Source organism: Cellulomonas sp. P5_E12 (assembly GCF_054049315.1).
Genome location: NZ_JBFUMP010000006.1, coordinates 164,670 through 181,430 on the forward strand (window position 1 = coordinate 164,670; position 16,761 = coordinate 181,430).

Annotated in this window: 18 protein-coding genes; 6 read left to right on the forward strand and 12 right to left on the reverse strand. The window is 71.0% G+C overall.

The features are described 5' to 3' along the window. The 9 genes from ACXJKA_RS07160 to ACXJKA_RS07200 all read right to left on the reverse strand — a co-directional run bounded on the left by ACXJKA_RS07160 (position 1) and on the right by ACXJKA_RS07200 (position 8,055). Positions 1-297 (reverse strand): hypothetical protein, encoded by a 297-nt coding sequence (locus tag ACXJKA_RS07160; protein WP_456824497.1) that lies wholly within the window; start codon positions 295-297, stop codon positions 1-3. Between the two features lie 163 nt (positions 298-460). Next, complete coding sequence (locus ACXJKA_RS07165) at positions 461-838, reverse strand: DUF2255 family protein (protein ID WP_456824498.1); 378 nt, start codon at positions 836-838, stop codon at positions 461-463. Then, on the reverse strand, positions 835-1,557 hold the full coding sequence (locus tag ACXJKA_RS07170; protein ID WP_456824499.1) for a (R)-mandelonitrile lyase: 723 nt from the start codon (positions 1,555-1,557) through the stop codon (positions 835-837). Before ACXJKA_RS07170 ends, ACXJKA_RS07165 begins: the two co-directional genes overlap by 4 nt. A gap of 169 nt (positions 1,558-1,726) precedes the next feature. Next, a complete protein-coding gene (locus ACXJKA_RS07175; RefSeq protein WP_456824500.1) occupies positions 1,727-3,085 on the reverse strand; it encodes a permease prefix domain 1-containing protein in 1,359 nt (452 codons plus the stop codon). After that, positions 3,085-3,447, reverse strand: a complete 363-nt coding sequence (locus tag ACXJKA_RS07180; RefSeq protein WP_456824501.1) for a PadR family transcriptional regulator — start codon at positions 3,445-3,447, stop codon at positions 3,085-3,087. The genes ACXJKA_RS07175 and ACXJKA_RS07180 overlap by 1 nt, the downstream gene beginning before the upstream one ends. Positions 3,448-3,796: 349 nt before the next feature. After that, complete coding sequence (locus ACXJKA_RS07185) at positions 3,797-4,174, reverse strand: hypothetical protein (protein ID WP_456824502.1); 378 nt, start codon at positions 4,172-4,174, stop codon at positions 3,797-3,799. A 332-nt stretch (positions 4,175-4,506) separates the two neighbouring features. Continuing rightward, positions 4,507-6,132 carry a LuxR C-terminal-related transcriptional regulator gene (locus tag ACXJKA_RS07190; RefSeq protein ID WP_456824503.1) on the reverse strand — a complete coding sequence of 542 codons (1,626 nt, stop codon included), beginning with the start codon at positions 6,130-6,132 and terminating at the stop codon, positions 4,507-4,509. Between the two features lie 45 nt (positions 6,133-6,177). Beyond that, positions 6,178-7,272: a flavin-containing monooxygenase gene (locus tag ACXJKA_RS07195; RefSeq protein ID WP_456824504.1), complete on the reverse strand. Its 1,095-nt coding sequence runs from the start codon at positions 7,270-7,272 to the stop codon at positions 6,178-6,180. A 435-nt stretch (positions 7,273-7,707) separates the two neighbouring features. Continuing rightward, on the reverse strand, positions 7,708-8,055 hold the full coding sequence (locus ACXJKA_RS07200; protein WP_456824505.1) for a hypothetical protein: 348 nt from the start codon (positions 8,053-8,055) through the stop codon (positions 7,708-7,710). Positions 8,056-8,656: 601 nt separating this feature from the next. On the opposite strand from ACXJKA_RS07200, the gene ACXJKA_RS07205 reads away from it, so the two are divergent. From ACXJKA_RS07205 to ACXJKA_RS07215, 3 genes are all read left to right on the forward strand, one after another. Further along, positions 8,657-9,937 (forward strand): DUF2254 domain-containing protein, encoded by a 1,281-nt coding sequence (locus ACXJKA_RS07205; RefSeq protein ID WP_456824506.1) that lies wholly within the window; start codon positions 8,657-8,659, stop codon positions 9,935-9,937. Positions 9,938-10,003: 66 nt separating this feature from the next. Next, positions 10,004-12,034, forward strand: a complete 2,031-nt coding sequence (locus ACXJKA_RS07210; protein ID WP_456824507.1) for a thioredoxin domain-containing protein — start codon at positions 10,004-10,006, stop codon at positions 12,032-12,034. 119 nt (positions 12,035-12,153) lie between these two features. Beyond that, positions 12,154-13,299 carry an ANTAR domain-containing protein gene (locus ACXJKA_RS07215; protein WP_456824508.1) on the forward strand — a complete coding sequence of 382 codons (1,146 nt, stop codon included), beginning with the start codon at positions 12,154-12,156 and terminating at the stop codon, positions 13,297-13,299. A gap of 87 nt (positions 13,300-13,386) precedes the next feature. Here the strand turns inward: ACXJKA_RS07215 and ACXJKA_RS07220 are convergent, their stop codons facing one another. Genes ACXJKA_RS07220 through ACXJKA_RS07230 form a run of 3 tightly spaced genes read right to left on the reverse strand, consistent with a single transcriptional unit; the run spans position 13,387 to position 15,153 of the window. After that, positions 13,387-14,250, reverse strand: a complete 864-nt coding sequence (locus ACXJKA_RS07220; protein WP_456824509.1) for an NAD(P)H-hydrate dehydratase — start codon at positions 14,248-14,250, stop codon at positions 13,387-13,389. After that, positions 14,234-15,001: a histidine phosphatase family protein gene (locus ACXJKA_RS07225; protein WP_456824510.1), complete on the reverse strand. Its 768-nt coding sequence runs from the start codon at positions 14,999-15,001 to the stop codon at positions 14,234-14,236. The genes ACXJKA_RS07220 and ACXJKA_RS07225 overlap by 17 nt, the downstream gene beginning before the upstream one ends. Further along, positions 14,998-15,153, reverse strand: coding sequence for a hypothetical protein (locus ACXJKA_RS07230; RefSeq protein WP_456824511.1), 156 nt, complete (start codon positions 15,151-15,153; stop codon positions 14,998-15,000). The genes ACXJKA_RS07225 and ACXJKA_RS07230 overlap by 4 nt, the downstream gene beginning before the upstream one ends. A 144-nt stretch (positions 15,154-15,297) precedes the next feature. On the opposite strand from ACXJKA_RS07230, the gene ACXJKA_RS07235 reads away from it, so the two are divergent. From ACXJKA_RS07235 to ACXJKA_RS07245, 3 genes are all read left to right on the forward strand, one after another. Then, positions 15,298-15,444: a hypothetical protein gene (locus ACXJKA_RS07235; RefSeq protein ID WP_456824512.1), complete on the forward strand. Its 147-nt coding sequence runs from the start codon at positions 15,298-15,300 to the stop codon at positions 15,442-15,444. Further along, a complete protein-coding gene (locus ACXJKA_RS07240) occupies positions 15,441-15,578 on the forward strand; it encodes a hypothetical protein (protein WP_456824513.1) in 138 nt (45 codons plus the stop codon). Before ACXJKA_RS07235 ends, ACXJKA_RS07240 begins: the two co-directional genes overlap by 4 nt. 553 nt (positions 15,579-16,131) lie before the next feature. Next, positions 16,132-16,572 carry an Hsp20/alpha crystallin family protein gene (locus tag ACXJKA_RS07245; protein ID WP_456824514.1) on the forward strand — a complete coding sequence of 147 codons (441 nt, stop codon included), beginning with the start codon at positions 16,132-16,134 and terminating at the stop codon, positions 16,570-16,572. The last annotated feature ends 189 nt before the right edge of the window (positions 16,573-16,761 follow it).

Here is a 16,761-nt window from a genome sequence, read left to right on the forward strand (position 1 = left end):
TCACAGGGGCGGCTCGACCGCATGCAGCCGGAGCACGGTGATGTCCGCTTGGTCCATGGCAGGGAATCCGGCCTGTGCAAGGGCGTCGCGCATCTCCAGGCTCGCGAACCTCGTCCGCATCGCTTCCTCGGACTCCCAGACTCCGACGATGTACAGAGAGTCGTCGCCGACTGCGCAGTGGTGGCGYAGCTCCCCGGGCGGCCCGCCGGCTTCCATGATCGCCCGGTGTGCCAGGTCGTACGCGCGGATCAACGTGCTCACGTCTCCGCGGAAGCGAGCGATCACGAGAGCGGGCATGCAACCACCTCTCATCCAGCCGGTGAGGGTGAATCCAGCCTAGGTCCAGGGCAACCAGCGGCGTTGACGGTCGCGGCTCCGATTCGCCAAGAGCAGCTGGATCCGGTCGACGACCGAGCTCAGGGCCGATTTTCGCCTGCGCTCGGGCTCGTCGGTCGGGAGATCACGAGGTCGGCACGACGCGCAGCGTGACCTCGGCGGCGCTCGGGCCGACGATCGCCCCGACCGGCCCGGGCCCGTAGCGGTCGTACTTCGCGTGCAGCGCCGCGTCGATGGCGTCGTGCGCCGCGTCGGTGCCGTCCTCGAAGGTCACGTCCTTCTCGACGGAGCCGATGCGCACCCGGCCGGTTCCCGATTCCTTGGCCCGACGGAACCATCCGTTCTGCGGTCCGTGGGCCGACCGGATGTAGAGGTCGTCGTCGGACGCGGTGAACCAGATCGTCACGAACGGGCGCAGGGTGCCGTCCGTGCGTCGGGATGCCACCTCGAGCTCGTCGACCGGCGCGACCGCGCGCAGCTCGTCCGCAGTCCAGCCGCTCATGCGCCCGTCCCCCCGTACTGCTGGTCGGTGACCTCCTCGGCCCACTCCGTGTCCGGGCCTGTGCTGGCGTCGCCGATCTCCCACATGGCCAGGTGCGTCATGAAGCGGTCCGGTGCGGCACCGTGCCAGTGCCACTCGCCCGGCGGAGTCCAGACGGTCTCGCCCGGCTGCAGCTCGACCACGCGCCCGTCCCGGGTGCCGACCCGGGCGGTGCCCTCGGTGACGTGCAGGGTCTGGCCGCGGGAGTGGCGGTGCCAGAACGTGTGCGCACCCGGCGCGAACCGCACGGCGTTGACGCGCAGCCGTGCGGGCTCCGGCGGTGCGCCGAGGACGTCGAACCAGACGTCACCGGTGAACCACTGCGCGGGGCCCTTCTGCGTCGACGGCAGGGGAGTGATCTCCATGTCGACCTCCTCGTGTCTTCCGGTTTTCGTCCCGGCCGGGTGGCGCGGGTGGTGTGTTTTGTCGCTGTGCAGGAACCCGCCGACCAGGAAGTCGCCCGGCTTCACGGCGGTGACGGCATCGCCGATCCCGACGTACTCCCGCCCGATCGGGACGGGCTTCGGCACGTCCGCGAGCCCCCGGTACCGCCACAGGTCCGAGCCGCACCCGCACGCCGCGACCGTGCGGATCACGGCATCGGCAGGTTCGACGATGGTGGGGACGGGGCGCTCCTCGACGCGCACGTCGTTCGGTCCGTCGATGACTGCTCCTCCCATGAAGCCCATGGAACACGTCATCTCGCATGGCCGGGAGGGCCTGCGGGTACCCCTCTGCGCGCACGCTCTCTGATGTCGAGGCGCCACGTCCCCCATGAGTCGAACGACGCGCCACCATCACCGTGCTCGGGGGCGCCCGGTGCTGGTGCGGAGGCGTTAGGGCAGCGTGTCAGGCGAAGTCGAACAGCGGCGGGAACACGATCACGATGACCGCGGCCCAGGCGGCGTAGACCGGCAGGTACCGCGGCTGCCAGCGCTCGAGCGCCGAGAATGTGCCGTGACCACGCAGGAACCGGCCGCTCCGCCACGCCGAGACCCCGAGGTGCACGAGCAGCAGCAGGTTGAGTCCGAGCGCGGCGATCTTGTTGGGGCTCGTGCCGAACTGCGCGATCCGCGTGAGCATCGCGGTCAGCATCACGGCGTCGACCGCGAGGGCTGCGCCGACCAGGACCAGCTGGAGCCAGTCGGCGAGCGCGGGCGGTGCCAGCGGATCACGGGCGGAGATCGAGTAGAGGAGCAGCGCCAGGACCAGCACGAGGATCGCGTCCATCAGGATGAGCAGGTCGCGGTCCACCTCGACCAGGCCGCCGGACGTGATGAGGACCACGAGGACGGCCAGGAGCATGGCGATGGTCAGCGGCGTGAAGATCCGGGTCAGCACGGGCGCGATGTTCTCGACGACGTCCTGCTTGGCCTCGACCAGCCAGGCGGCGACGACCAGGGCGCCCGGCACGGCGAACGGCAGCACCCAGCCGGCGATCATCGGCTCGGGGTCGACTCCCACGAGCTGCAGCACCCCGGCGGTCAGGCCGAGCAGGACCCCGCCGCCCAGCGCGAGCAGCGTGAAGTAGATCGCAAGCTCGCCCGTGAACCGGACGAAGTCCATGCGTCGCCCGTCGGAGCGCCAGGAGCCGGCGACGTACGCGAGCCCCACCAGCAGCCACAGCACGACGGGTGCGTGGAGGATCGCCAGCACCTCGGTCGACCCTCCGGGGGTGAACGGGTACACGTTGAGCGCGACGGCCAGCGCGACGAACGGCACGGCGATCGCGGCCACGGTCCTCAGGCCGGCCCGGCGTTTCCATCCGAGATACGCGATGAGGAACGGCGCCACGAGCAGGCCGACGTTGCGAGCGAACGCGCCCTCGTCGTCGATCCAGGCGATCCCGGCACGCACCGCCACGCCCGCACCGACCGCCAGCGCGAGCACGACCGCGAGCTCGTGCCACCGCGGTGCCGGGGCACCGGAGGTGCCGAGGGTGCTGTCGGGGACGAGCGCGAGCTGCTTCCACAGCCGGTCCGAGTGCTCACGGGCGTACTCCCGGGAGACCGCATCCAGGTTGCCGAGGCGCTTGATCGCGACGAGGAACGCCTCGTCGTCGTCGAGCCCGGTCGCGCGCAGGTCGCTCACCTGGCCCCGCAGGTGGTCCTCGAGCTCGTCGACGTCGGCCGACGAGATGACCTGACGTCGGTGCACGTAGCCCCGCCACCTGTCGATCTGGGCCTCGAGCTCGTGGTCGTGCGCCATCACGCCCACCCCTCCACGACGGCGGCGGGCCGCGGCGCCGACTCCCAGACCTGCCGGAGCGCGTCCGCGACGACGCTCCACTGCGCCTGCCGTTCGGCGAGCGCCGCCCGGCCGGTCGAGGTGATCGCGTAGTGCTTGCGGCGTCGGCCCGACTCGGACGTGCCCCAGGACGACGAGACGTGGCCGAGCCGTTCGAGCCGGTGCAGGAGCGGGTAGAGCATGCCGTCCGTCCACTGCATGCGCCCGCCGGAGAGCTCGCCGACGCGTTTGAGGATCGCGTACCCGTAGAGGTCGCCGTCCGCGAGGATCCCGAGCACGAGCGGTGTCGCCGAGGCGGCGACCAGGTCCTTGTCGATGCGCACGGCGCCTCCTCTACATTGATGTGCTAGGTATCAAACCCTAGCGGCTCTATGTATGGCACCACACCAAGACGGGCCGCCATCTGCAGGAGCAGGCGGCTTTCACGAGCTTCACAGCCGACCAACCGGTATGCCGCACGCTTCACGTCGTCGGCCGGATCTGACCAGATCGGCGTCCGCCAGTAGTCGCTCGCGCAGGTCGCGAGGCATTGCCGCTGCTGACGGGTGCCCGCGAACACCGACGAACGCCATCGCGTCGGCCAACGGCTCCAGGGACACACTCAAGCCCGAATCCGCCGCCTCGACGCCCAGCGCGAAGGCGCTGCGAGCGTCCGCGGCGCGTCGAGGGTCATCAGGAAACGAGCTCGGACTGACGGTTGTGGTGCGGGGACCCCACCGGCGGGCCCACCGGATGGGGGTCGGCTCCCGTGTGGCGCCGGAAGGTCGGCGACTCAGGGTGCCGATGGGCCTTCCGCAGGATACCGACAGTCAGCACGGCGAGCGGTGCGTTGACCAACCCTGGTGCACCGACCCACAGGGACTGGGTCGACACGGCGTACGCGCCCCAGATCACCGCGTTGAGGAGCAGCAGGACTTGCGAGGCCATGGAGACCCCGCGGAGGCGCTCCGGGTCGCCCCGGCTCCGCCAGACCGCCATGGCCTGGGGCCACCAGAGCACGAGGGAGACGGCCGAGCCCGCGAGTCCGGCGAGCCCGGCGAACGCAATCACGGCGTGCCACCGCGTGGCGCCGACCGCCAGCGCGCTCCGCACCACAGGGCAGGTCGGGCCTCCGCGGCCAGGACGGCGCGGATCCGGCCGGAGGCGGCCGCAGGGGTCTGCGGCACCGTCCTCGTCGATGACTCCACCGGATCCTCCCGACGCCCTTCCATGCTCCACGGTCGCGGCGCGGCGCGGCCTGTCGCATCGGGAGAACCATGCAGATCTGCCGACGAGGCCATGGGTCATAAGTCGGACCGTCGCGGGGGCGCGCTTCGGCCAGCCACCCGAAGCGGGGAGTCGATCTCTGGTCTCGTGACGTGACCTGATCGGGCGGCAACGAGTCAGAGGAGCCCGTTCTCGTACGCGAACGCCGCGGCCGCTGTCCGGGAGGCGACGCCCAGCTTCGTGAAGATGTTCGACAGGTGCCGAGCGACCGTCTTGTCGCTCAGCACGAGCGCGGCAGCGATCTCCGAGTTGCTGCGGCCGCTCGCCACCAGCCGGAGCACTTCGACCTCGCGCTCCGTCAGTCCGGCGGGCCGACTCGGATGCACGAGCCGGAGCACGTCGCGTTCCGCCGGAGCCGCACCGAGATCCTGGAACACCCGTCGCGCCTGGCTGAGCTCGGCGAGGGCCGAGTCGCCGTCGCCCAGGTCCCGTAGGGCCCGTCCGAGGAGCACTTGGCATCGCGCGGCGTCGTAGGGTGCCTCGAGCGACCGCCACAGTGAGACCGCGCTGCGAGCCTCCAGGGCGGCCGCGCCAGCATCTCCAGCGCTGAGCAGGCAGCTCGCTCGCGCCTGGTGGGCTGCGGCCGACAGCGCCGCGCACCTGAACGCCTCGGCGATCCCTGCCAGCTCCTCGGCGATGGCCCGCGCCCCCTCGACCTCGCCGGTCGCGAGCAGCACCTCGACCGAGCCCGCGAGCAGCTGGGATCGGTGGACCGGGTCCCGCGGCTCGGCCAGCAGGCGGCGGACGGCGTTGGTCGCGGCCCCGGTGCGGCCTCTCGCGAGCCACAGCAGCGCCAACCCCGGCTGGGACTCGTAGCCGAAGCCGGTGGCCCGTTCGTAGTCCGCCTCGGCCGCGTCCAGGTCGCCGCAGATGCGATGCAGGTTGCCTGCCTCGGCCAGGGCCAGTCCCGCGGCCCACGGGGTCCCGGAATCGAGGTACCTCCGCACCGCGCGGTCGAACTCCTCGAGTGCTGCTCGGAAGGCGCCTCGGATCCCCATGATCTGCCCGCGGTGGATCGCGCACTGACCGGTGAACGGGACGAGGCCCGGCTGCTCCTCGGTCCACCGGGTCAGAGCCGCGGTCCACTCCGCGGCGCGCCCGTAGTCGAAGACCTCCTGGCATGCCTCGATGAGCGAGCAGTACACGTGGCCCGCGACGATGGGGGAGACCTCGCCCATCGAGATGCCGATCATCGCCTCGTCCAGCAGCGCCATGCCCTCCGGCACGCGGCCCGCGTACATCAGCATCCGGCCCTGCGCGTTGAGCCCCTGGGCGAGCAGGTCGGCGTCGCTGAACCTCCGCCCGTACTCGGTGATCTCCGTCGCCAGCCTCGACGCCGGCTCGAACTCGCCCGCGTAGATGTGGCGCATCATCGCGGGAACCAGGACGTACCCCCGCTCCACGACGTCGCCGCGAACCTGTTCCAGCAGCCGCTGGCAGCGCCCCAGCCAGCCGGCCCCGACTGCGGACTCGCCGCTGTCCAGGAGCACCATGGAGAGCCAGAAGCCGACTCGGACCGCGGGCACGGTCTCGCCGGCGTCGATGTGCGCCTTGTAGGCACGCTGCAACGCCTGGACGCAGTCGTTCTGCCGGCCCAGAAGGTAGGCCGCGACGGCCAGCCGGGAGAAGTCCTGTGCGTCGAGGGCRGAGTCGTCGGCATCGGAGAGGGCGTCGTACGCCGCCACCCACTCGCGGCGCTCGTAGGCGTCCCGTGCTCGTTCCAGATCGTCGACCACTCCCACGGCGCACCACCCTCCTTCGATGTTAGGACGTGCGCGGAGGACCCGTCAGGCGGCGGCGAGTGCGTCGACCCTCTCCGCGATCCGGCACGCGACGTACTCCGCATCGCGCCCCACGCCCACCAGCACCATGGAGCTGAAGGCGTACTGGAAGGCGAGGCCGCAGAAGAACATCCCGGGAGCCTTCGCGACGACTCCGCGGTACTCCTCGGGCCATCCGTCCGGACCGAAGACCGGCACCGCGATCCAGTCGAAGACCTGCCGGAAGCCGGTGCACCAGATCACCGTCGAGGCGGGGATCACCCGGCCGTCGTCCAGCACGGGTCTCCCGCCCTCGACGCCGGCGACCCGCAAGGTGATGCGTTCGACGCCTCGCCTCGCCAGGTCCTCCCGCTTGACCCGGGTCATCGGTCCGCCGTGGTGCCGGACCTCGTCCAGCGCCTTGCGTCCCATGGGCGTACGCCGGGTGAGCAGGTGCTGCCACGCGAGGACCACGGCGGGGAAGCCGATCCGAAGAACCCTCCGGTCCCACCGGAAGGGGATCTGCCCGCAGTCCCGCCCGACCAGCGTGGTGGGCAGGTGCTCGGCCACCTCGTAGGCGATGTCGCACCCCGAGTGCGAGGCGCCCACCACGAGCACAGGACCATCGGAGATCTGCGACGGGCGCTTGTACTCGCACGAGTGCAGCTGCTGGATGGACGGATCCAGGTCGGCGGCGAAGGCCGGGACGGACGGCGTCCGCCCGAAGGTGCCGGTGGCCACGACGACGTTGTCGCAGGTGATCGTGTCCTCGCCGAGCACGGCGCGGTAGCCACCCTCGGTCCTCGCTTCGAGCCGGTCGACGGGGGTGCTCGTCCGCACCGGGAGGTCGTGGTGGATCGCGTACTTCTCCAGGTAGTCCGCGACCTCGTCCTTGCCGGGGAACGACCAGGGCTCCGCCGGCCAGCTCAGGCCGGGGAGCGCGTCGTACTTCGCCGGGCTGTAGAGCCTCAGCGTGTCCCAGTGTCGGCGCCAGCCGTCGCCGACCCGTTGTTCGCCGTCGACGATCAGGAACGGGCGGCCGAGCCGCTGCAGGTGGTACCCGGTGGCGAGGCCGGACTGGCCGGCACCGATCACCAGGGTCTCGATGTGCTGCGTGGTCATGGCGTGCTCCCGTCGTCGCTGGACGGCAGCACGTTAGGAGCGCGCGATCGGGCGCCGCGTCGGCACGATCGCGCATCTTCTGAGTTCCGGGATGGGGAGAATCACGCACCTGCACGGCGCACCGAACGAACCGGGAACCGGCCCGATGCAGGAACTCGCTTGGCGATCGTCGATTGGGCGAGTGCACCGACTCATAGGCGTCGACCTGCGATGTTGTCTCGCCGTGTCCGACCGGCGGCCACTTCTCCCCAGGAATCTCCGCGTCGTAGAGGGAGAATGTGCCCCTGAGCTGCAGGTTGATGTCGCGCTAGGTGCGGGCCGTCCTGGGACACGTAATGGGCCCCCGGCGAGACATGCTCGCGCGGGGGCAAGGTCGCGCTGGCTGCCTACCCGATCGCCCGTGGGGAGCGCCCGAGGTGTGTCGCAGCCCGCTCGTCAGCTTCCCGCGAGTGCCGCGGCAACTCCGGCGGCCTCCTGACACGTCGCGAGGGTCTCATCGGTGAAGTCTGTGCCGTCGACCAGGTAGCAGTGCCCGCCGTTCGTGTAGGCCCCGCCCGTGAACTGGGACAGGTCATCGCCCCGCTCGTTCGCGTGCGCGACGACGCCGTCCACGCCACCGGTCGCGAAGGCATCCTCGTAGGCGGCTTGCGCTCTCCGGTCGCGGATGGCCATCGTCAGCACGACGGCCACGATCACGAGGCCGAGGATCATCGCCGTCACCGCGATCCTCGAGCTGAACCGGCTGGTCGTATCGATCTTCGTGCCCGGCGTGACAGACGACATGCCTACACACCCTTTCGAGGCTGACTGCCGTCCGGTCAGACAACGCCGTCTGCGCCAGTCCCCTTTTCGCGCGCCGCCACGGTGGTCCCGATGACCGTGCGCGCCTCTGCTGGTCCTGAGTGTCGCAGGAGGTGGACCCTGCCGTCCCTCGTATGCATGACCGGAACCCGGGACTGCAGCGAGGGTCAAGTCGCCGTGCGGCGCGTCGTGAGCACACTGGAACCGGGGCCGACCTGTGTCCGGATGAACCCGCAGGTCAGAGTGCATTTCTTCGGCACCCCGAGCCCTGCATCCGACCCTGGAGTTTCGGGGATCGTCGTATCGTCGCTTGCCCTCCCAAGGTGCGCAGGCACGTCCGAACGCCCACCATGGGTCCACGACGTCATGCAGTGAGCGCCGAGCGTGAGCACAGGCGCCCAGGGCGCTTCCGGATCTTCCTCTCTCGCCGACCGGCCGACGCAGCGGGCCCGGCGCCGAGGTCGCAGCGACTGCGATACCGCAGGCCGACCGGGGTCGATGCCTGGTCGCGGCCGCACCAACGGTGCCCACGCGACCTCCGGCAGCGGCGTGCGCTGCTCGCCCTTCCGAAAGGGGGATCGGTATGTGGCTCTACAAGACGTGGCTGAGCGTGCGAAACAGCCTCTGGCTCGTGCCGGTCGTGTTCGTTCTCGGAGGCGTGGCGCTGGCCCTGGTCACCATCACCATCGACCGACACTTCGACTACTCGCTGATCCCCACGGCGATCGTCGGCGGCCCCGAGGCGGCGATCGCGATCCTGTCGACGGTCGCGGCCTCGATGGTGAGCATGGCCGCCCTCGTGCTGACCATCACGATGGTCGTGGTGCAGCTCGCGATGGGCCAGTTCTCTCCCCGCATCGTCCAGCGGCTGCTGCGCGACAAGCCGAGCCAGAGCGCCATCGGGTTGTTCGTGGCCACGTTCGCGTTCGCGATCGTCGCCCTGCACGAGGTCACGTCGAACGGTGATGGCACGGGCAACGTGCCGGGCACCGCGGTCCTGACGGCCTTCGTCCTGGTGATCATCAGCATCGCGGTGCTGATCATCTACGTGCACCACATCGGGCAGTCGCTCCGCGTCTCCAGCCTCATCGAGCTCGTCGGCAAGCAGACCCGCAAGCTGCTGGACGAGATCTACGCCGACCCCGGTGACGACCTCGAGGAGGACGGGCGACGGCTCCTGCGAGCGCCACGGTCCGGAGTGGTCACCGTGATCGGGTACCAGCACCTGGTGGAGGAAGCCACGAGGTCCGACTGCGTCCTGGAGCTGCTGCCGGCGCTCGGCGAGTTCGTCCCGGCCGGTGCGCCGTTGTTCCAGGTCCACGGCGACCCGGTCGACCTGGACGAGCGCAAGGTCGACGAGGCCGTGGTGATGGGCCTCGAGCGAACTCTGGACAAGGACGCGGCGTACGGGTTGCGGCTCCTGGTGGACATCGCCCAGCGCTCGCTCGCGGACTCTCCGCTCCAGGACCCGACGACCGCTGTCCAGGCCATCGACCGTCTCCACGACTGCCTTCGACAGATCGCCCGGCGCCCCCTGTCGGACGGGCTCTACCGGGACAGCGGGGGCACCGTTCGACTGCGGGAACCGGTGATGGACTGGGACGCGTACGTCCATCTCGCCTTCGACGAGATCCGCATCGCCGGCGCGGCGTCACCGCAGGTGTCCCGCCGACTCGCCGCGGCGCTGCGCGACCTGGTGCAGGTCGCCACGCCGGACCGCGTCCCGGTCCTTGAGCGCCAGCTCGACCTCCTTGGCGACACCGTCCGTGAGTCGGTGCCGCGTCCGACGGATCTCGATGTCGCGCTCGTGGCGGACCGCCAAGGAATCGGGGTCGCGGCCGGCGACGGAGAGCGTCGCCGCTAGCGGCGCACACGCTCGGGCGGTGCGACGATCGGTGGCGCGCACGAGGCGGGTGACGGACGCTGGCTCATGCCCAACCATCTGGCCGATGCCACGAGTCCTTACCTCCTGCAGCACGCCGCCAACCCCGTCGACTGGCGCGAGTGGGGGAGTGCCGCGTTCGAGGAGGCGGTGTCGCGCGACGTGCCGGTCCTGGTCTCGGTCGGATACGCGGCATGCCACTGGTGCCACGTGATGGCCCACGAGTCGTTCGAGGACACGGCGGTCGCCGCGTTCATGAACGAGCACTTCGTGTGCGTCAAGGTGGACCGCGAGGAACGGCCCGACATCGACTCGGTCTACATGGCCGCGACGCAGGCGATGACGGGCTCGGGCGGCTGGCCGATGACGGTGTTCACGACACCGGCGGGGGAGCCGTTCTTCTGCGGCACGTACTTCCCTCCGCGCCGAGTGCAGCAGGTGGCGTCCTTCTCGGAGGTGCTCGACGCAGTGGCGTCCGCCTGGACGGCGCGTCGCGACGAGGTCGTGTCGACCGCCGGCGCGATCACCGAGGCGCTCGCGGGCCGGTCCGCGGATCCCGCCGCCGTCACCGGCGACGACGACCTCGCCGAGCGGGCGCTGGGCGGTATCGCCTCGACGTTCGACGCACGCGCCGGTGGCTTCGGGAGCGCGCCGAAGTTCCCGCCGTCGATGGTGCTCGAGTGGCTGCTGCGCCATCACGCGCGGACCGGAGAACCCCGAGCGCTCGAGATGGCACGGCTGACGCTCGACGCGATGGCGCGCGGCGGCATGTACGACCAGCTCGCGGGCGGCTTCGCCCGGTACGCCGTCGACGCGACATGGACGGTGCCCCACTTCGAGAAGATGCTCTACGACAACGCGCTCCTTGTCCGCGTGTACGCGCACGCGTGGCGCGCCACTGGTGAACCAGGCATGCGTCGCATCGCCCTCGAGACGGCGCAGTGGATGCTCGATGAGCTCCGGACGACCGAGGGCGGGTTCGCCTCCTCGTTGGACGCGGACAGCGAGGGCCGCGAGGGCGCGTTCTACGTCTGGAACCCGACCCAGCTGCGCGAGGTGCTCGGTGAAGACGACGGCACCTGGGCGGCGCACACGCTGGGCGTGACTGTCCCGGGCACGTTCGAGCGCGGGATGTCTGTGCTCCAGCGCCGGAGCGAGCCCGGGGACGTGGGTCGGCTCGACGACGTTCGGGCCCGGCTCCGTGCGGCGCGCGGGCTGCGGCCCCGGCCCGGCCGGGACGACAAGGTCGTGTCGGGATGGAACGGGCTGGCTGTCGCCGCGCTGGCCGAGGCCGGTGCGCTGTTCGACCGCCCCGACCTGCTCGAGGCGGCCACCCGGGCCGCCGAGGCGGTGCTTGCGACGCACGTGCATGAGCACGCCGACGGATCCACGCGGCTGCACCGTGCATCGCGCGACGGCGTACCGGGTCGCGCGGCCGGCGTGCTGGAGGACTACGCCAACCTGGCCGAGGGTCTGCTGACACTCTCCGCAGTCACCGGGAGCTCCGAGGGTTTCGCGGTCGCCGGCCGCCTGCTGGACACGGTGCTCGATCACTTCACCGCCACCGACGGTGGCTTCCACGACACGGCAGACGACGAGACGGACGCCGTGATCGCGCGCATCGGCCGGCCGCGGGAGCCTGCCGACGGACCGACGCCCTCGGGTCAGTCCGCCGCGGCCGGTGCGTTGCTGACCTTCGCCGCGCTGACGGGATCCCTGCGGCACCGGGAGGCCGCCGAGAACGCCCTGCGTGGAGGGCTCGTGCTGGCGACGCGGTTCCCGCGGGCCGCAGGCGCAGCGCTCGCGGTGCTGGAGGCGGTGCTCGACGGGCCCCGCGAGGTGGCGATCGTCGGGCGTCGCGACGACCCGCGCACAGCGGTGCTCCGCAGCCTCGCCCTCCGGTCGAACGCCCCAGGACTCGTTCTCGCGGTCGGCGAGCCCGACGAGGACCGGGACGGCCGCGAGCTGCTCCGAGATCGGCCCCTCGTCGGCGGCGCACCCGCCGCCTATGTCTGCCGGGGGTTCGTCTGCGAGCAGCCGACGACCCGTCCCGAGGAGCTGGCCGTCCAGCTCGCGTGAGGCTGTGGTGCGCCGCCGGCCGCACTCTGGCTGGCGTCCGAAAGTCCGTGCTGTCGCGGTGCGTGCTTGGGAGTCAGCGTGTCCCGAGCGCAGGGAATCGGGGCCGACACGGAGCCGGCGTGGGCGAGCGATTCGACCTGTCGCGCCATGCCCGAGGTCGGCCTAATCTGTCGCCAGACAGATCGCACTGGTCGGTTCGGTCACTGGCCGACCTGGCGGATCGCCACAGGTTCAGTGTCGAGCCTGCGCAGGTGACCCGCCCACGTGTGAACGTGCCGGAGGACCTTGTGACTACCTCGACGACGATGACTGTGGGCCAGTTCAGCTTCTCCTCGAGCGCACCTCGATGGTGCTGGTCGGACGGGATGTTCGCGCTGCACGGGATGTCACCCGGCGAAGTCGTACCGACGCGGCCCTTGTTCCTGAGCCATGTCCACCCCGAGGATCGATCCGGTGTCGAGGCCGCGCTCGACGACACCGTGACCGCCGGCGAGCCGGCCGTGTGTGCCTACCGCCTGATCGACCTCACCGGTGAGATGAAGGAAGTCCTGCTCGCCCTGAGCCCGGTCGATGAGACGGGAACGGTGCGGGGGTTCCTCATCGATGACACCGAACGGGTCCGTCAAGCGGTCGCCCACGGGGTGAACGCCCAACTTCAGCTCGCGCTGGAATCGCACGCCGCCATCGACCAGGCCAAGGGCGCCCTCATGGCTGTCTACGGCGTCGACAGCGAGAGTGCGTTTCAGCTGCTGCGGTGGGCATCGCAGCAGCGCAACGTCCGGCTTCGCGCGCTGGCCGAGAGGCTGACCACCGCCCTGCAGTCCGCCGGCGGCCTCGGCACCCAGGTGCGCGCGCTGGTGGACGAGACGTTCCTGCTGGTCCTCGACGATGCCCCGTTCCCGCTCCCGTGCTCCGGGGGTCGGTCTGCGAGTCTGTCGTTCGACACGCACGCGCCCGTCCCGACGCTGCGCGTCACGGGCCGGATCGATCTGGCGACCGTGGGCGCACTGACCGCCGCCCTGAACAAGCTCATGCTCGCCGGGGACCGCGACGGCGTGGTGGTCGACATCCAGGGCCTCGACAGCGTCGGGAGCGTCGCGCGATTCGCCCTGGCGACCGCCAGACGTCGTAGCGCCGCTCACCGCGTGCCCATGCGCATCGTGGTCGGCGGCCACTGCGTCGACGTCGCCCTGCCGGGCGGATGGATCGCCGCGCGTGATCCGCGTGCCGCTCGCGCCACCGCGGGCAGCTCCAGGAGCAATTGAGTTTTCCAGACCCGCATGTTGCAGATGGGCTGACCGCCGCATCCGGCCCTGCTCGCTTCGTCGCGCCAGACAGACCCAGAGCGGTGACTACGGAGCGAGCTCGTCGAGCAACGTGGGAAGTTCGTTCGGGAGTTCCCGCGCCAGGTATCCGAGCGTGCCGATGCGGGTGGCGAGCCGGTCGCCGGCGGCCGCATGCAGGTGGGTGGCCCAACAGGCGGCCTGCGCCGGATCCGCTCCACGAGCCAGGATCCCGATGAGTGCCCCCGCGAGGACATCGCCGCTGCCCGACGTGGCCAGCCCCGGGAGCCCGGTCGACACCTCCCACTGGGAGCCGTCGGCTGCCGCGATACGCCCCTGGCACGTGACGACCGCGTCGTACTTCTTCGCGATGCGAGCACACGTGTGCTCGTCGATCTCGTCGACCCCGAGCAGGCGCGATGCCTCCTCGGGATTCGGAGTGAGGACCAGTCGGCCCGCGAGCTGCTCGGCGACGGTGGGGATCTGGGGCAGCACCCCCAGGGCGAAGGCATCAAGGAGCACCGGAATCTTGTGGGGGACCATCGCGCCCAGCGAGCCGAGCAGGTCGGTCGTCCGTTCAGGGTCGTCGAGGCCGGGCCCGACGAGCAGCGCGTCGGCCGTCTGAAGATCGCCGGCGAGGAGCTCGATCCCGGAGCCGTCCGGGGAGCCGTTCTCGGTCTCGGGCAGGCCGACCACGCCGGCTTCCGGGAGCTCGATCGCCAGCGGGATCGAGACGGATCTCGCGACCGCCATCGTGAGCCGACCGGCTCCGACGCGCAGGGCCGCGACGCCGGCGAGCAGCGCCGCGCCCGGTGTGCTGCGTGCTCCTCCGATCACGACCACCTGCCCGCGGCCGTACTTCGAGGTGGCACCGGCAGGCAAGGGCCAGTCGCGCAGCAGCGCCGGCGTGATGACCTCAGTGCGGGAAGGCATCACGGTCTCCGGGGTGGGTGGTGACCGCGGCGCCCTCGCGCTCCAGGTGCTCGTCCTCGTTGAACGCCGCCAGCACCCACCCCGTCCCGTCGGAGTTCCGGACGAGCCGCGTGACGGCGGCGTTGCGTACCGGTGTGTGGCGAGCGAGGTCGAGCACGCCCTGTTCCGTCAGCGCCTCGCACACGTAACGGATCGTCATGATGACGGCGTCGTGAGCCACCACGAGCACTCGTCGACCGTCCTCCGCACGATCGAGGTCGGACAGGAACGGGCGCACCCGCAAGACGAGATCGGCCCAGGACTCGCCGCCCGGGGGGCGGTAGTAGAACTTGCCCAGGTGACGCCGGCGGGCAGCCTCGGCCGGGTATCGGGCGTCGACGCCCGTCGTCGTGAGCAGGTCCAGGATCCCGAGCTCGCGGTCGCGCAGCCTCTCGTCGAGGTGGAGGTCGACGTCCGCGCCAGCAGCTTCCAACGCGATCGTCGCGGTCTGGATGGCTCGCACGTAGGGCGAGCACCAGACGCTGTGCGGGCCGGTGCCCTCCTGCTGTTCACGCAGCCACGTGCCGAGCGCCTGTGCCTGCACGGCGCCGCGCGCCGACAGAGGAGTGTCGGCGTCCCGGGTGGTCAGGTCGATGACCTCGAGCCCGGCGCGTTCCGCATCGGTCGCGGCGACGTTGCCCACGCTCTCCCCGTGTCGGACAAGCATCAGCTCGGTGACGCCCGCGAACGCAGGCGTTGGGTGCGTGCTCACGCCGGATCGGCTCCGGTGGGATCGGTCGGATAGATCTTGCGAGCCGGGACGTCCTGGTTGTCGCCCTGGTCCGGCTGACCTTCTGCCGGTGTCGCGCTGGGCAGGGCAGGCGTGTCCTCCACGCCCGTCGGGTGCGCGTTCTGGTCGCTCACAGGGGACTCCGTTCGTGGTGGTGTGGAGCTTCCACTGTGGTCCCGACAGTCCGGCGACGCATCCCGTCCGCCTCTGGCGTCGCCCGGCGCGCGGGGGAGGCGGCACGTGCCTACCGTGGTGGGACCTGCACGAGGAGGCGCGCGATGAGCATCCCGGTTCCCGACAACGACGACACGCCCGACCTGCCTGACGAGCTGGACGGTCTTCCGGACAAGGAGCCGGCGGACTCGCCGCCCGCCGTCGACGACCCCGGTAACCCCGACGCCCACGGCCCGATCATCCACGCGTGAGTCGACCGATCGTGGACGGGCAGTCGGACGGCTCCGGCGACCTCGACGACCCGCCGTCGCGAGAGGACGTGCCGGTGGCGCCCGCGGACCCGGCGGACCCACCGGTGCGCGACGGCCCGCTGAACTCTGCCTGATCGGCGTTCTCCGGCCTGAGGTGCGTCGAGGCGTGCGGGCGAACGGCGTGCGGCCGGACCCACGGTGGCGTCGCGAGCGCTGCGGGCGATCAGGGGTGCGGCGGACTGGGCGCGGTCGTTGCTCCGTCGATCGCAGGCGCTGGGACCGGGGACTTGCGCGATCGAGCCGGTCGGTCATCCGCTCGATGTCCGGTGCCGCGCACCCGGTCGCGGTGCGGAGCGCCAGCGCAGGGCGCGGACGCTCTGCGAGCGCCAGAGCACGACGAGGTCGCGAACCCACCAGGAGACTGACCGCATGCTCGCCCTTCGTGTCGAGGCAACGCCGCTACATACCGGGGTATCCACCATCAGCGTGCCCCGAACGCCGTGCAACCGGGCACCTCGGTCTCGGCCCGAGCAGGCCGACCCAGTTCACCTTTGGCGAACAGAGATGACTGGCACTCGCCACGTGCGAGTGCTAATTCTTTGAGGTGTAGCCAGTCCGGCGACAAGGCGCCGGACGAGCTCCGAGGCCCGGGAGGTCCGGCGCCTCGACGACGAGGAGGTGAGGGCGTTGGCTACGCGATTCGACCCCTTCCAGGAGTTCGACCGGCTCTTCGGGCAGATGGTGTCCGCCGAGCGCGCGGCCGCGACGATGCCGATCGATCTGTTCCGGTCCGGTGACCACTACGTCCTGCACGTCGACCTTCCGGGTGCCGACCCGGGGACGATCGACGTGAACGTGGAGGACCGGACGCTGACCATCCGCGCCCAGCGGACCGGCAGCACCGAGCAGGACGTCCAGTGGCTGGCCAAGGAGCGCCCGGTCGGGACCTACGCACGCCAGCTCACGGTCGGCCGAGGACTTGCCCTCGACGCCATCTCGGCCACCTATGCCGACGGCGTGCTGACCCTGACGATCCCCGTGTCCGAGGACGCCAAGCCCCGGCGCATCGAGGTCCAGCACGGGGCCGACACCACACAGATCACCTCGGGGGAGACGATCCAGTCCTGACCCGAGAGCGGGGCGGTGAGAGGGACCAGCGAGAGCGTCCGCCGGGCGAGGGACGCCCTGTGCGGGCGAGCCAGACCCGCTCACCGCCCCGCGGTGGAAGGTCGCGGCGTGGATGACAGCTCTCGGGTCGCCGGTCATGAGGCGCCGGCCGCAGATGGACCTTGGTCCACCCGTCCTGCCGAGCGTCGA

Excerpts from the sequence above, each read along its gene's own strand:
- ACXJKA_RS07220 (WP_456824509.1), bottom strand. The coding sequence starts at position 14,250 with ATGCCTTCCCGCACTGAGGTCATCACGCCGGCGCTGCTGCGCGACTGG.
- ACXJKA_RS07175 (WP_456824500.1), bottom strand. The coding sequence starts at position 3,085 with ATGGCGCACGACCACGAGCTCGAGGCCCAGATCGACAGGTGGCGGGGC.
- ACXJKA_RS07200 (WP_456824505.1), bottom strand. The coding sequence starts at position 8,055 with ATGTCGTCTGTCACGCCGGGCACGAAGATCGATACGACCAGCCGGTTC.
- ACXJKA_RS07210 (WP_456824507.1), top strand. The coding sequence starts at position 10,004 with ATGCCCAACCATCTGGCCGATGCCACGAGTCCTTACCTCCTGCAGCAC.
- ACXJKA_RS07170 (WP_456824499.1), bottom strand. The coding sequence starts at position 1,557 with ATGGGAGGAGCAGTCATCGACGGACCGAACGACGTGCGCGTCGAGGAG.
- ACXJKA_RS07195 (WP_456824504.1), bottom strand. The coding sequence starts at position 7,272 with ATGACCACGCAGCACATCGAGACCCTGGTGATCGGTGCCGGCCAGTCC.
- ACXJKA_RS07165 (WP_456824498.1), bottom strand. The coding sequence starts at position 838 with ATGAGCGGCTGGACTGCGGACGAGCTGCGCGCGGTCGCGCCGGTCGAC.
- ACXJKA_RS07235 (WP_456824512.1), top strand. The coding sequence starts at position 15,298 with ATGAGCATCCCGGTTCCCGACAACGACGACACGCCCGACCTGCCTGAC.
- ACXJKA_RS07205 (WP_456824506.1), top strand. The coding sequence starts at position 8,657 with ATGTGGCTCTACAAGACGTGGCTGAGCGTGCGAAACAGCCTCTGGCTC.